This is a genomic window from Pseudomonas sp. LBUM1673, assembly GCF_059695645.1.
The window spans coordinates 3,530,316-3,545,602 of the sequence record NZ_CP166780.1; the positions used below are offsets into that span (position 1 = coordinate 3,530,316).

Genomic DNA, 15,287 nt, shown 5'->3' on the forward strand with positions numbered 1-15,287 from the left:
AACCTCGGGGGACGCCTCTCGCGGAAAAAGCCGCCAGGGCCATCCCTCCGTTGAAATCGACTATATAGTAATACTATTTAACCAACAACACTTCCAAACGGCCGAAATTGCGCTTATGTTACGCCGTAGCCCGAACAATATAGTCATACAATAAGAGAACCGATCATGTCTGATAAGAAACCCACCCTGCGCTCCGCCCAATGGTTTGGCACCGCCGACAAAAACGGCTTCATGTACCGCAGCTGGATGAAGAATCAGGGCATCGCCGACCACCAGTTCCACGGCAAGCCGATCATCGGCATCTGCAATACCTGGTCGGAACTGACTCCGTGCAACGCGCATTTCCGCCAGATTGCGGAGCACGTCAAACGCGGGGTGATCGAAGCCGGCGGTTTTCCAGTGGAATTCCCGGTGTTCTCCAACGGCGAATCGAACCTGCGCCCTACCGCTATGCTCACCCGTAACCTGGCGAGCATGGACGTCGAGGAAGCGATTCGCGGTAACCCGATCGATGGCGTAGTGCTGCTGACCGGTTGCGACAAAACCACCCCGGCGCTGCTGATGGGCGCGGCCAGTTGCGACGTGCCGGCGATCGTCGTCACCGGCGGGCCGATGCTCAACGGCAAGCACAAGGGCCAGGACATCGGCTCGGGCACGGTGGTGTGGCAGCTCAGCGAACAGGTCAAGGCTGGCACCATCACGATTGACGATTTCCTTGCGGCCGAGGGCGGCATGTCGCGTTCGGCCGGCACCTGCAACACCATGGGCACGGCCTCGACCATGGCCTGCATGGCCGAAGCACTCGGCACTTCCCTGCCCCATAACGCGGCTATTCCGGCGGTTGATGCGCGCCGTTATGTGCTCGCTCACATGTCCGGCATGCGGGCGGTGGAGATGGTTCGCGAAGATTTGAAACTGTCGAAGATCCTCACCAAGGAAGCCTTCGAAAACGCCATCCGGGTGAACGCCGCCATCGGTGGTTCGACCAACGCGGTGATCCACTTGAAAGCCATCGCCGGGCGCATCGGTGTCGAGTTGGACCTGGATGACTGGACCCGCATCGGTCGTGGTATGCCGACCATTGTCGATCTGCAACCGTCCGGGCGCTACCTGATGGAAGAGTTCTACTACGCCGGTGGCTTGCCCGCGGTGCTGCGTCGCCTCGGCGAAGCGAACCTGATTCCGAACCCGAACGCCCTCACCGTCAATGGCAAAACCATCGGCGAGAACACCAAGGACGCGCCGATCTACGGCCAGGATGAAGTGATCCGTACCCTCGACAACCCGATCCGCGCCGACGGCGGCATCTGTGTGTTGCGCGGCAACCTGGCCCCACTCGGTGCGGTGCTCAAGCCCTCCGCCGCGAGTGCCGAATTGATGCAACACCGTGGCCGTGCAGTGGTGTTCGAGAACTTCGATATGTACAAGGCGCGAATCAACGATCCGGAACTGGACGTGGATGCCAACTCGATTCTGGTCATGAAGAACTGCGGGCCGAAGGGTTATCCGGGCATGGCCGAAGTCGGCAACATGGGGTTGCCCGCCAAACTGCTGGCCCAGGGCGTGACCGATATGGTGCGGATTTCCGACGCACGCATGAGCGGCACCGCCTACGGCACTGTTGTTCTGCACGTTGCGCCGGAAGCTGCGGCCGGCGGGCCTTTGGCAACGGTGAAGGAAGGTGACTGGATCGAACTCGACTGCGCCAGCGGCCGTTTACACCTGGACATTCCCGACGCCGAACTGGCAGCGCGGATGGCCGATCTGCAACCACCGCAACAGTTGCTGGTGGGCGGCTATCGTCAGCTGTACATCGACCATGTGCTGCAGGCGGATCAGGGCTGCGACTTTGATTTCCTCGTCGGATGCCGAGGGGCCGAAGTACCGCGCCACTCTCACTAACACCACCAATCTAATGTGGGAGCGGGCTTGCTCGCGAAGAGGCCGTGTCAGTCGACATCAATGTTGCCTGACACACCGCTTTCGCGAGCAAGCCCGCTCCCACATTTAATCCCCGTATGCTTCAGGACCGTGCTTGCTCTAGCGACCATCACTCGCCGCGCCTGCTATCATGTGCGGCACCCCATCGCACAGGATCGCGCCGTTCCCCATGGATTACCGCAAACCCTCCGACCGCAAAAGCATGCACTCGCGCATCGTCCAGGAACTGGGCATGCAGATCGTCTCGGGACGGTTCAAACCGGACGACAAACTGCCCGCCGAAGCCCTGCTGTGCGAGGAATACGCGGTCAGCCGGCCGGTGCTGCGCGAAGCCACTCGCGTATTGGTCGCCAAGGGCCTGGTGTATTCCCGTCCGCGGGTCGGCACGGTGGTCAAGCAGCGCAAGGAATGGCACATGCTCGACCCGGACGTGCTGCACTGGCTGATGCAAAGCAGCCCGCAAAATGAATTCTTTGATCTGCTGACCAGCGTGCGCAGCATCATCGAACCGGCCGCTGCCGCGTTGGCCGCGCAGTTCGCCACCGACGAAGACATCGCTTCCATCGGTGAAGCCTACCAACGCATGGAAGCGGCACCGACCCCGGAAGCCTTGCTGCAGCCGGACCTGGATTTCCACAGCCGCATCGCCGACGCGACTCATAACGACTTGCTGGCGAACCTGTGCAACATGTTGTCGGTGGCAATTGCCGAAGCCTTGAAGCATTCAAACCAACGACCGAATCTGCATGAATTGGCGATGCCACGGCACAAGGCAATCCTCACCGCGATCGAGAATCGTGATGCGTTGGGCGCGCGGCATGCGACGCTGGTGCAGCTGGATGATGCGCGTAGTGCGTTGAACGTCGTGCTGGGAACCGATCCCTCATAACCGCCACAAATCCAATGTGGGAGTGGGCTTGCTCGCGAAGGCGGAGTGTCAGTCAACATCAACATTGAATGTACCGCCGCCTTCGCGAGCAAGCCCGCTCCCACAAGGGTTTAGTGTGAAGTTTTAGATGTAAAAAAGCCGCAACCTTGGTTGCGGCTTTGTTGTTTCAGCGACCGATCAGTGAGCAAACAACGAATTGCCCTTCTGCCCTGCCAGTTTTTCCGGCTTGATCAGGAACCGCGCCAGCGCTGGCAGCAGCCACAATGCGCCGAACATGTTCCAGAGCAGCATGAAGGTCAGCATCAGGCCCATGTCAGCCTGGAACTTGATGGCCGAGAAGATCCAGGTGCATACGCCGATCGCCAGGCACAGACCGGTGAACAGCACGGCTTTACCGGTGGACTTCAGTGTCTGGTAGTACGCCTCTTGCAACGGCAGACCGGCACGCAGGAAGCTTTCCAGACGGCTGTAGATATAGATCCCGTAGTCCACGCCAATCCCCACCCCGAGCGCCACCACTGGCAAGGTCGCCACTTTCACACCGATGCCCATGAACGCCATCAACGCGTTGCCGAGGACCGAGGTCAGTACCAGCGGCAGCACGATGCACAAGGTCGCCGCCCAGGAGCGGAAGGTGATCATGCACATGGTCGCGACACAGATGTACACCAAGACCAGAATCGTCAGCTCGGAGCGCTTGATCACCTCGTTGGTGGCCGCTTCGATCCCGGCGTTACCGGCGGCGAGGATGAACTCCAGGCCTTCCTTGTTGTTGTCCTTGGCAAAGTCCTGCACCGCATGCACGGCGCGGTCCAGGGTTTCGGCCTTGTGATCGTTGAGGAACACCAGCACCGGCGCCAGGGAGCAATTGTTGTTATACAGGCCATCGGCACGGGCGATGGAGTTGTTCAGCACGTCCGGGTTACGCGACAGGGTTTCCCATTTCAGGTTGCCCTCGTTCATGCCCTTGATCATCTGCTTGGACACCGTCACCAGCGAGATCGCTGACTGCACGCCCTCGGTGTTCTGCATTTTCCACATCAGCTCGTCGATCGGCGCCATGGCTTCATAACGCGAGCAACCTTCGGACTTGGTCTTGACCATCACCACCAATACGTCGGAACTGGTGGAGTAGTTGTTGATGATGAAGCTGTTGTCCTTGTTGTAACGCGAGTCCGGACGCAGTTCCGGCGCGCCCTGGTCGAGGTCGCCGATTTTCAGGTTCTGGCTGTACCAGAGGCCACCACCGAAAGCGATCAGCGCCAGGGCAATGGAAATCGGGGCGACTTTCGGGCTGGCAAAGTTCGACAGCAGGCGCCAGAACGGATGTTCGCGGTGCGCGTCTTTCTTGCTGCGTTCGACGGCGCGTTTACTGATACCGACGTAGGAAATCGCCACCGGCAGCAGGATCAGGTTGGTGAACACGATCACCGCCACGCCGATGGACGCGCCGATGGCCAGCTCACGAATCACGCCAATGTCGATGATCAGCAGCGTGATGAAGCCCACCGCATCCGCGAGGATCGCGATCATCCCCGGCAGAAACAGCTGACGGAATGTGCGGCGAGCAGCGGTCAGCGCGTTCTCCGCCTCGCTGGACTGCAAGGCGATACCGTTGATTTTCTGCACGCCGTGGGAAATCCCGATGGCGAAGATCAGAAACGGCACCAGCATCGAATACGGATCAAGCCCGAAGCCGAAGAAGTGCATCAAGCCGAGCTGCCAGACCACCGCCACCAGCGTCGTGCTCAACACCGCAACGGTGCTGCGCATGCAGTTAGTGAACCAGTACAACAGGATCAGGGTAATGACGAAGGCGACGCCGAAGAACATCACCACCATGACCAGCCCATCGATCAGGTCGCCGACTTTCTTGGCGAACCCGACAATGTGGATCTTTACGTTGGGGTTCTGGGCTTCGAACTTGTTGCGGATCTTGTCTTCGAGTTCGTGAGAGAACTTGCGGTAGTCCAGCGCCAGCAACTTGCCCTGGTCTTGCGGGTCCGGGTAGGACTCCAGCAACGGGATGTCGACGATGCTCGACTTGAAGTCGTTGGCCACCAGGCGCCCGACTTGCCCGGACTTGAGCACGTTGTTGCGCAGCAGGTCGAGGCTTTGCTGGGAGCCGTTATAACTCTGGGGAATCACTTCACCACCGGCGAAGCCCTCCTCCGTCACCTCGGTCCAGCGCACGCTCGGGCTCCACAGCGACTTGAGGCCGGAACGGTCGACGCCGGAGATGTAGAACACCTCGTCGTTGATCTGACGCAGGGTCTCCATGTATTCCTTGGAGAAGATGTCGCCGTCGGTGGCTTCCACGGAAATCCGCACCGTGTTGCCCAGGTTCGCCAGATCGTTGCGGTGCTCCATCATTTTTTCAATGAACGGATGCTCAAGCGGAATCATTTTTTCGAAACTGGTGGACGGCCGGATCAGCGTCGCCTGCCAAAACAGGAAAATACTGACCAGCAGGCAGATGACAATGACTGCCGGGCGGTTATTGAAGATCAGGCGTTCAAGAAACGTCGCCTTGTCCTGATGAGGAGTGCTTAAGGATGTCATAGACCCGCCTTCTTATTATTTGCCCGGCTCATTTGGACGACCCGTTTTTTCCATTCTCTGCGCCGGTGGGCGAAGTGACGCGAACGCCGCCCTGTCCTGCCAGAATCAGATTGCCATTGCCCGCCGCCGTGACCGCCGAGACGGAGATGCGATCCGGGCGGTTGAACACGCTGAAGGTTTCGCCGTCGTCGCTGCTGCGAATGATGCTACCGCCGTTGCCGACGATCACGATGGAACCGTCGTCGAGCAGCGTGGCGCCGGACAGGCCGAATTCCAGCGCACCGCGTGCAGCCTTGAGCTCGACCTGTTCCCAGGTGCTGCCGAAATCCGTGGAGCGGTAGAGATTGCCCCGCAAGCCGTAGACCAGCAGCGTGGCCGGTTGCGCGGTACCGATCACGCCGAACAGCGAGCCTTCGTAGGGGCCTTCAAGCCTTTCCCAGGTTTGCCCCTCATCGGCGGAGCGGAACATGCTGCCCTGTTCGCCGACGATGAAAATGCCGGAGTCCTTGACCGCGGCAATGGCGTTGAGGTGGTACTGGTCTTCGTTGTCCAGGCGATCGCTGACGTCTTCCCAGTTTTTTCCGCCGTCGGTGGTTTCCAGCAACGCACCGTAAGCGCCCACGGCAAAGCCGCTGTCAACGTCCTTGAACCAGACGTCGAGCAGCGGCGATTCGCGTCTCAGGTCTTCGAATTGTTTGGTCCAGGTAACGCCGCCGTCTTCACTGGTGAGGATCTGTGCGTCATGGCCGACAGCCCAGCCGTGTCTGTCATCGACAAAAAACACCGCCGTCAGCAGTTGCCGGGTCGGCACCTTGGCCTGGGCCCAGGTTGCGCCCTGGTCATCGGAATACAGAATGTGCCCGCGATCGCCGACCGCCACCAGGCGCTTTCCAGCATGCACGACATCGAGCATCAGGCCTTTGCTGGCCTTGGCGGATTCAACGGAATAAACCACGTCGGTGGCCGGCGCGGCAGCGGCCAGCACAGGCGCTGACAGCACGGCACAGCCCAACAGCGAGAGCGCTGTAGCCAGCAACGCGAACCTGCGTAACGCCGGCGGGCGGCAAATACTCACACCCATGACAGGCTCACTCATAGACCTTCCCCCATTATTATTGTTGGGTCGTTCAACCCTTCAGGGCGCCGTAAGGGGTATTCATCGGGATTGACCTATTCAGGAGCATAGTCCTGAAACCCGCAATCCAGAGCCCCTTCGGAAGCTGGCTTATCCTATCGGGGTTTGGAAAGGTCTGACAATCGACGCCACGTTATGTTTTGTTAACTGGGGGGATATGGGTTGTGGGTGAATGAGGAGGTATTCGGAGGGGTGATTGGGGTTTGGGGTTTGGTGTACATATCCGTTTCTGCGGTCACGGCGGCTATTGGTTCCGTTTTTACAGCGGGTCACTTTCGAAAAGCGCGAAAGTAACCAAAGTGCTTTTTGCCCCGCCATTCGGTGCCTCGCTTAGGCTCGGCATGCCGTAACGAAGGCATTGCTCCGGGGGCCCGCCGCCATCGGCCATCCATGGCCGGGGGCGGCTACCGCGGCATCCTTGCCGCGGTGCCCCCTGCGCAACGCCTGCGTTCGGCCTCTGGGAAAGGGGCGGCAGATCCAAAGCAACGGCAACGGCAACGGCAAGATCAACAGCTTCGCGAGCAGGCTCGCTCCCACAGTTGGACTGGGTACATCCGGGGAAGATTGGTCGGCTGTCAGGCCGCCATCGCAGGCAAGCCAGCTCCCACAATGGAACGGCGTATCACTGCGCTTTTCACCACTCAACAGGCCGAGCGTTAGCTCGCCTGCGGCTTTTGATCTTGACGCACCGCCCCCTCGAGAGGCCGAGTGGAGGTTCTGCGTAGTGGGCAACCCGGCATGGATGCCGGGTTAGCCGCCCCCGGCCATGGATGGCCGATGGCGGCGGGCCCACGGAGCAGGACCGGAGCGAGGGCATGCCGAGCCTAGGCGAGGCACCGAACGAAAGGGGCAAAAGCGCTTTGGTTACTTTGGCGCTTTTCCAAAGTGACCCGCTGTAAAAGCGGAACCAATAGCCGCCGTGACCGCAGAAACGGATATGTACACCATCAAAAATCCCGGTCGGCTATCAGGCCGCCTTCGCGAGCAAGCGCGCTCCCACAGGGGGCCGCGTGAACCCTGAGGGAGCAAGGCCAAACTCAGGCCAGGCTTTTGCTGACCACTTCAAACACATCGCTGGACAGCTGCCCCGAAGCACGAATCCGCTCCAGCTCACCTTTCATCAACGCCTGACGGGCGCTGTCGTACTTGCGCCAGCGTGTCAGCGGCGCCAGTTGGCGAGAGGCGATCTGCGGGTTAAATCCGTTCAACTCGATCACCAGATCCGCCAGGAAACGATACCCGGAACCGTCGGCCGCATGGAAGTTGATCAGGTTCTGCCCGGCAAACGCGCCGACCAGTGCGCGCACCTTGTTCGGGTTCTTGATGGTGAACGCCGGGTGTTGCATCAAGGCTTTGACCCGCGCCAGACCGCCCGGCAATGTGCTACCGGCCTGAACGCTGAACCACTGATCCATGACCAGAGGATTGTCCTTGAAGTGCTCGGCGAAGCTGGCCAACGCTGTGGCTTTCTGCTCTTCGAACGGCGAATTCACCACCACCGCCAACGCCGTCAGACGCTCGGTCATGTTGTCGCTGGTGTCGAACTGCTCAAGGGTCGCCGCCAACACTTGCGGCTTGCCGCTGAGCATCAGGTACGACAACGCAATGTTTTGCAGCGCGCGGCGGGCGAAATGCTCGGCCTCGGCCACATACGGTGTTTTCTTCGAGAGGTCGCGATTGGCCTGATAACGCAGCCACAATGCCTCGAACAAACCTTCAGCCAATTGCTTACGGGCAAACTCGCGAGCCGTGTGAATGGCGTCTACGTCAGCCACTTCACTGATCTCGGTCAGATACGCCTCGCCCGGCAGCGAAAGCATTTCGGCGACCATCGCCTGATCCAGCGTCTCATCGGACAGCACGGTACGCAGTGCTGAAACCAAACGCTGATCCAGCACCAGCGTTTCACCCTTCTGTTGCTGTTCGATCAACTCTTGCAGCACCTGCACCGACAATTGCTGACCGGCATCCCAGCGGTTGAAACCGTCGCTGTCGTGCTGCATCAGGAACATCAGCTGATCGCGATCGTACGGGAAGCTCAGCTTCACCGGCGCCGAGAAGCCGCGCAGCAACGAAGGCAGCGGCTTTTCAGCAATGTCGACGAAGATGAAGGTCTGCTCGGCTTCAGTCACCGAAATAACCCGCGATGTGCCTTGAGCACTGGCTTCACCGGAAAGCCGCAGGGCAATTTCGCCGCCCTTGCTGTCCAGCAGGCCCAATTCAACCGGAATCACGAACGGCAGCTTCTCAACCTTGTCCGGGGTTTCCGGGCAGCTCTGGCGGAAGGTCAGGCTGTAGGTTTTCGCCGCCGCGTCGTAGGACTCGCTCACCGCCAAACGCGGTGTGCCAGCTTGGCTGTACCAGCGTTTGAACTGGGTCAGGTCAACGCCATTGGCGTCTTCCATGGCCTTGATGAAGTCGTCGCAGGTCACGGCCTGGCCGTCATGGCGCTCGAAGTACAGGTCGCTGCCTTTGCGGAAACCGTCAGCGCCGAGCAAGGTGTGGATCATGCCGACCACTTCCGAACCCTTTTCGTACACGGTCAGGGTATAGAAGTTGGAAATCTCGATGAAGCTGTCCGGGCGCACGGCGTGGGCCATGGGGCCGGCATCTTCGGCAAACTGATGGGTGCGCAGATAGGCCACGTCCTGAATACGCTTGACCGTGGCCGAGTTCATGTCGGCGGAGAAGCCGGAATCGCGGAACACGGTGAAGCCTTCCTTGAGCGACAACTGGAACCAGTCGCGGCAGGTCACGCGGTTGCCCGACCAGTTGTGGAAGTATTCGTGGGCAACGATCGCTTCCACACGCTGGTGCGCGGCGTCGGTAGCGGTTTCGGCGCGGGCCAGCACGGCGCTGGAGTTGAAGATGTTGAGGCCCTTGTTCTCCATGGCGCCCATGTTGAAGTCGTTGACCGCGACGATCATGAAGATGTCCAGGTCGTACTCGCGACCGTAAACCTCTTCGTCCCAACGCATCGACTTCTTCAGGCTGTTCATGGCGTGCTGGCACTTGTCGATGTTTTCCGGCTCGACGTAGATGCGCAGCGCCACGGAGCGCTCGGTCATGGTGGTGAAGGTGTCTTCGACGCACCACAGGTCACCGGCCACCAGCGCGAACAGGTAGGCCGGTTTCTTGAACGGGTCTTCCCAGGTCGCCCAGTGCCGGCCGTCTTCGCCGGGACCGGAGGCAATCGGGTTGCCATTGGACAGCAGCACCGGATAGCTGTGCTGCTCGGCGACCACCGTGGTGGTGAACGTGCTCATCACGTCCGGGCGGTCGAGGTAATAGGTGATCTTGCGGAAACCTTCGGCCTCACACTGGGTGCAGAACATGGTGCCGGATTTGTACAGGCCTTCCAGGGCGGTGTTGGTCTCCGGGTGGATCCTGACGCTGGTGTCGACCGTGAAGCTTGTGTCGGTCGGTTGCAGGGTGAGATGGTTCTCGGTCAATTGGTAGTCGACGGCGCTCAGCTCACGGTCGGCCAGTGTCACCGACAGCAGCTCGAGTTGCTGGCCGTCCAGCACCAGCGGCGGCAAGCCCGGGCCACGTTCAGGATTGCGGCGCATCACCAGTTGCGCATGGACCAGGCTGTGGTCCTCGAACAACTCGAAGGTCAGGTGCGTCTCGTCGATCAGATACTCAGGTGCCTGATAGTCCTTCAGGTAGATCATCTTCGGTTGTTCGGTGCGCATACTGGAATCCTTACTGATGCACGGCGAGCTGGTAGGCCGTGTATTTACGAATATTGATCACGCCGGTGTCGAAAATCAGGTACTGGCCCTTGATCCCCAGCAGCGTGCCTTCGGCAATCGGGTTTTTGTCCAGGTTGAAGCTGACAATCTTGGCCGGATATTGCTCGACCGGATAGCGGATCTCGAGCGGTTCGACATCGGTAATGGTCTGGATTGCCTGTAGGCCAAATCGTTCCTGCAAACCTTGCAAACCTTGCGCGCAACTTTCAAACAGTTGATCGCGAACCTGCGCCAGGTCAACCGACACCGCATCGCCCTTGAGTAAAGCACGCCAGTTGGTCTTGTCGGCGACCTGGCTACGGAACAGGTCTTCGACGAAGCCCGACTGCTGACGGGTCGCGACGCGCACGATCGGCAAAGCCTGGCTGGCGCCCTGATCGAGCCAGCGGGTTGGCAGCTGCGTGGCGCGGGTAATGCCGACCTTGATCCCCGACGAGTTGGCCAGATACACCACATGGTCGGTCATGCAGAATTTTTCGCCCCACGCAGGCTCACGGCAAGTGCCGGCATCGTAGTGGCAACGCTCCGGGCTCATGATGCAGAGGTCGCACTGGGCCAGTTTGGTCATGCACGGGTAGCAGTAACCCTGGCTGAAACTGGTTTTGGTCTTGCGTCCGCAATGGGTGCAGTGGATCGCCCCCAGGTATTCCAGGCGCACCGTAGTGCCGATCAACGGGTTGACCGGCACCTCGACGTCGCCCAGACGAAAAGCGTACTGCACGTTCGGCCCGTCAAGGCGCGCCGACATTTTGCTGATTGCACCGCGGCCAATCTCGATCAATGGATGGCATCCGATTTGAACAAAATGTTCGGCACTTCGATCGACTTCGACGCGCACTCCTGCGGGCCCATGTAGCCGGTGCGCTCGTCCTCGGGCAGGTTCTGGATTTCCCAGGCGATCATCGCTTGCAGGGACAGTTCGCGCTGCTCGGCGGTGAGTTTGCCACCGTCGGACCATTTGCCGATTTCCACCGCCAGTTTCAGGCTTTGGTAGATATCCGGGGTGATGTTTTTGATCATTTCGTTAAAAGAGGACATCAAGGGCTCCGCGCTCTTTATTCATAACTGTTTTAGACGGCCAGTTTACGGCGGTTGTACAAACCGCCCAACAAACCGGTGAAGCATCCGATGAGTAACCCGCTGACGTGGGCCGCGTTGGCGATCTCGCCGAAACCGATCATCGAGACCAGCCCCGACAGGCACAGCAGCAGCCACACCAGCATCATGACCAGCACGCCGCGCGGCAGGCGATACGCCGGGTTCGGCGACAGAACCTGGAAGATCCAGCAATGCCCGAGCAGGCCGTACAGCACGCCGGACAACCCGCCAAACAGGCTCGGGCCGCTGAAAAGAAACTGGGCATAATTGGACACCAGGCTGAACAGCAGCGTCAGGCCGATCAAATTGATGCTGCCCTGACCCGACTCGATGCGCCGCCCCAGTTCCCAGTACCACATACCGTTCATGGCCAGGTGCAGGATGCCGAAGTGGATCAGCATCGGCGTCACCAGACGCCACCACTGCCCCGCCGCCAGGCTGTCGGCCAGTGGCGTGAAATGGATGTATTCACCCACCACGCGGAAATCGAGGAAGGTCAGCCAGCGTATCGTCTCGAGGTTTTCGCCCAGCAGCGTCACCATGCCGACGATCAGGCTCAGCAACAGCACCAACGCCGTGGCCTTGCTGTGGCGCAACTGCTCGATGAAACCCGGACGCTGCATGGCCTGCGTCATCGGGATATCCAGTTGCTGATCGGGGTCGCCCGCCGGAAAGCGTTCGTACAATGAGCGCACGTCTTCGCTGATGTTGGCCGGTACCCACAGCACCTGCTCGCCCGCCTCTTCGCTGACCCGATGGGGCACTTGCATGCGCTGCAGCAGTTTGACGAACCCGCTCAAATCCACCGCCAGAGGCAGACGCAATACCGCCACCGCCGTCATTGCAGCACCTCCGGCCGTTCCACATCGACCCAGACAAACTTATGCGGGTCGAGATGGGTTTCCTGATCCAGACGATAAGCGACCAGTTTGCCGTAGAGCACTGCGCTGTAATCCAGGCACGCCAGGTTCGGGCGGATCGGCGCCGGTTTGCCACTGCGCCAGTAATGGCCGACGAACAACAGCGGCTCATCGATACCGTAGCGCAGCAAGGTGTCTTTTTCGGTGGACGACAGCGGCGTGCGGGCCACCGGCTCGGGCAAGGCGTCGGGCTGGAACACGATGTCTCCGTAGGTTTGCGGGTCGTCTTCCCAGAATTTTGTGCGGAAGAACGAGCGCGTCAGGCCGTCGCCGCTGGTCATGGTCAACCCGTGGGGCAAGCGCATGTCGGTGCCGCGCAACAGGCGATCGAACACGGTGCAGGCAAAACTGCCCGGCACCGCGGAGGCCTGGAGGAAGTGCTCATCGATGCAGCCATCGGGGAACAACCCGCGCAACGGCTCGATCAGGCCGGCGTCCCAGCAGGCATGCACCACGCGGAAACGCCCGGCATCGACGAACAATGGCAGCTTATAGAACCATTGCAGGAAGTCATGCCATTCCGCGGGATGGTCTTCGAACTGGGTCAGGGTTTCCTTGAGCAGGCGCCCGTGGCGCGGCGTATGTTCACGCACGAACTGCTGGCCGCTACCCGGCAGCGCCGGCGTGCTCCAGCCGAGGGCGTTGAATTCATGGTTGCCCATGATGCATAGCGCCTGGCCGGCCTCGACCATGTCGTGGACGATGTGCAGCGCCTCGCGAATCCGTGGGCCGCGATCGATGATGTCGCCGAGGAACACCGCCATGCGCGACGGATGCCGCCAGACACCCGCCTGTTTGTGGTAACCGAGCCGGTCAAGCAAGTGCTCAAGGGTCAGAGCGCAACCGTGCACGTCACCGATCAGGTCGTAGCTACGCGCGGGATCGAGCATCAGTCGCCTCCACCACCCAACTTGCTGCCCCAGCCGAGCTTGGTCCGGCAGACTTCATAGTAGTTGTGGTCCAGCGGATGAATCAGCCGGAGTTTCTGCGCTTTCTTGCTGATAGTGATGGTGTCACCGGGCGCGCAGGTGAAGTGATTCTGCCCGTCACAGGAGACTTGCGGGTAAATCTGCATATCTTTGGACACGACGATTTTCAGCTCACTGTTGCCATCGACCACGATCGGCCTGCCTGACAAGGTATGGGGGTACATCGGCACAATCACAATAGCGTCGAGCTTGGGGTGCATGATCGGGCCGCCCGCCGACAGCGCGTAGGCGGTCGAACCGGTCGGCGTGGCGACGATCAGGCCGTCGGCCTTCTGGCTGCAGACGAACTGGCCGTCGATGTACAACTCGAACTCGATCATCCGCGTCGATTTGCCGGGGTGCAGCACCACGTCGTTCAGCGCATCGCCCTGGCCGATGGCCTCGGCGTGGCGCCGGACTTCGGCTTGCAGCAGGAAGCGGTTTTCCACCAGATAGTGGCCGTCGAGCACTTCGGCGACTTTGACTTCCAGCTCATCGGGGCGAATATCGGTCAGGAACCCCAGGCTGCCACGGTTGATGCCGAGCACCGGAATATTGTGCCGGGCCAGCGCCCGGGCGGCGCCCAGCAGGCTGCCGTCACCGCCGACCACAATCACCATGTCACAGACTTCACCAAGCATCTTGCGCGACGAAGTTTGCAGGCCATGGCCCGGCAGGACTTCGGCGATGGTGTCTTCAAGGATCACGTGCAAGTGACGATCGAGCAGAAACCGTTTCAGTCGGCGGACGGTATCCAGCACCTGAGAACTGCCCAGGCGACCGATGATGCCGATATTACGAAATTGCTCCATGGGGCTCCTATTGGGACGCGGGGGCCTGCGACGGCGAAAAACACGATTATGGGCGAAAGCGCGGCGTAGACAAAACCCTTTCAGCCACAACGGTGTGCTCGCGTTTCGGGCTATGCTCGCAAGATGATCCTATTTCCAGATTTGCTCCAGTTACCTCACCAGTTGCGCCACCCCGAAGTGCGCGACCTGGCCTGGGTCATCCTCGCACCGCCGATGCTCAGCGTCACCCCGTGGCCGCAGCGTCATCCGCTGGCCGGCAGCGATTGGGTGCAGGCACCGGAGCGGCTGGAACACTGGCTCAGGCAACTGGATCGTGACAGTTACGACCTGCTGCACTGGTTGGCCCAGGCCAGGACCCGGCGGCTGGGCTTGTACTACGAACGGCTGTGGCAGTACGCCGTGAGGCACGCGCCGGGCATCGAGCTGATTGCCGCCAACATGCCGATCCGCCGCGAAGGCCATACCTTGGGTGAGTTGGACATGCTGCTGCGTGATCGCGATGGCGTGCATCACCTGGAACTGGCGATCAAGCTCTATCTTGGGCCACAGAACGGCGACGGCCATGACACCGCGCAATGGCTCGGACCGGGTTGTCATGATCGGCTGGACCGTAAACTGAAGCACCTGAGCCAGCATCAATTACCGATTTCCGCGCGGGCGGAAAGCCGTGAAGTGCTGGCGTCGCTGGATATCCGGCAGTTCAGTGCGCACCTGTGGCTGGGCGGCTATCTGCTCTATCCATGGCCGGGGCAGGCCGAACCACCGAGCGGCGCGCACCCTCAACATTTGCGCGGTAGCTGGCTGCATCAAAAGGACTGGGCGGACTTTGTCGAGCAGCGTCCATTCGGTCGCTGGCAACCCCTGCCCCGCCATGCCTGGCTGGCACCGGCGCACTATCCCGAGGAGCAGACCTGGAATGCTGAACAGCTGAAGGCGTGGCTGAGTGATCTGGACCCGCTGGCACCGGCGCAATTGATGGTGCGGCTGACAGAACATGCGAACGGGGATTGGGAAGAAGCCGAGCGGCTGTTTCTGGTGTCCGATCTTTGGCCGAATGTGCCGGGCAGTGGCTGAGTTTTGTGGTGAATGGACGGGCCTCTTCGCGGGCAAACCTCGCTCCTACGGGTTTTGTGTTGATTACAAAATTTGTGAACGACGCTTAATTGTAGGAGCGAGGCTTGCCCGCGAATGGGCCAACGCGGTCTAA

Annotated in this window: 11 protein-coding genes; 3 read left to right on the top strand and 8 right to left on the bottom strand. The window is 60.4% G+C overall.

Going from position 1 to position 15,287, the window contains the following annotated elements:
* Positions 1-165: 165 nt before the first annotated feature.
* Positions 166-1,902 (top strand): IlvD/Edd family dehydratase, encoded by a 1,737-nt coding sequence (locus ACA044_RS16225; protein ID WP_497442323.1) that lies wholly within the window; start codon positions 166-168, stop codon positions 1,900-1,902.
* 208 nt (positions 1,903-2,110) lie between these two features.
* Positions 2,111-2,830, top strand: coding sequence for a FadR/GntR family transcriptional regulator (locus ACA044_RS16230; RefSeq protein ID WP_032835696.1), 720 nt, complete (start codon positions 2,111-2,113; stop codon positions 2,828-2,830).
* 177 nt (positions 2,831-3,007) lie between these two features.
* On the opposite strand, the gene ACA044_RS16235 is transcribed toward ACA044_RS16230, so the two are convergent.
* From ACA044_RS16235 to ACA044_RS16270, 8 genes are all read right to left on the bottom strand, one after another.
* Positions 3,008-5,392, bottom strand: a complete 2,385-nt coding sequence (locus tag ACA044_RS16235; RefSeq protein ID WP_497442324.1) for an efflux RND transporter permease subunit — start codon at positions 5,390-5,392, stop codon at positions 3,008-3,010.
* Between the two features lie 28 nt (positions 5,393-5,420).
* Positions 5,421-6,488 carry a WD40/YVTN/BNR-like repeat-containing protein gene (locus tag ACA044_RS16240; RefSeq protein ID WP_497442325.1) on the bottom strand — a complete coding sequence of 356 codons (1,068 nt, stop codon included), beginning with the start codon at positions 6,486-6,488 and terminating at the stop codon, positions 5,421-5,423.
* A gap of 1,076 nt (positions 6,489-7,564) precedes the next feature.
* Positions 7,565-10,222, bottom strand: a complete 2,658-nt coding sequence (gene pepN, locus ACA044_RS16245; RefSeq protein WP_497442326.1) for an aminopeptidase N — start codon at positions 10,220-10,222, stop codon at positions 7,565-7,567.
* Between the two features lie 10 nt (positions 10,223-10,232).
* On the bottom strand, positions 10,233-11,063 hold the full coding sequence (locus ACA044_RS16250; RefSeq protein ID WP_497442327.1) for a DUF2797 domain-containing protein: 831 nt from the start codon (positions 11,061-11,063) through the stop codon (positions 10,233-10,235).
* Positions 11,060-11,320: a YeaC family protein gene (locus ACA044_RS16255; protein WP_497442328.1), complete on the bottom strand. Its 261-nt coding sequence runs from the start codon at positions 11,318-11,320 to the stop codon at positions 11,060-11,062. Before ACA044_RS16255 ends, ACA044_RS16250 begins: the two co-directional genes overlap by 4 nt.
* A 32-nt stretch (positions 11,321-11,352) precedes the next feature.
* Positions 11,353-12,222 (bottom strand): rhomboid family intramembrane serine protease, encoded by an 870-nt coding sequence (locus ACA044_RS16260; protein ID WP_497442329.1) that lies wholly within the window; start codon positions 12,220-12,222, stop codon positions 11,353-11,355.
* Positions 12,219-13,193, bottom strand: coding sequence for a metallophosphoesterase (locus tag ACA044_RS16265; RefSeq protein ID WP_497447237.1), 975 nt, complete (start codon positions 13,191-13,193; stop codon positions 12,219-12,221). Before ACA044_RS16265 ends, ACA044_RS16260 begins: the two co-directional genes overlap by 4 nt.
* On the bottom strand, positions 13,190-14,080 hold the full coding sequence (locus ACA044_RS16270; RefSeq protein ID WP_007906781.1) for an NAD(+) kinase: 891 nt from the start codon (positions 14,078-14,080) through the stop codon (positions 13,190-13,192). The genes ACA044_RS16265 and ACA044_RS16270 overlap by 4 nt, the downstream gene beginning before the upstream one ends.
* Positions 14,081-14,203: 123 nt before the next feature.
* On the opposite strand from ACA044_RS16270, the gene ACA044_RS16275 reads away from it, so the two are divergent.
* Positions 14,204-15,154, top strand: a complete 951-nt coding sequence (locus tag ACA044_RS16275) for a DUF1853 family protein (protein ID WP_497442330.1) — start codon at positions 14,204-14,206, stop codon at positions 15,152-15,154.
* The last annotated feature ends 133 nt before the right edge of the window (positions 15,155-15,287 follow it).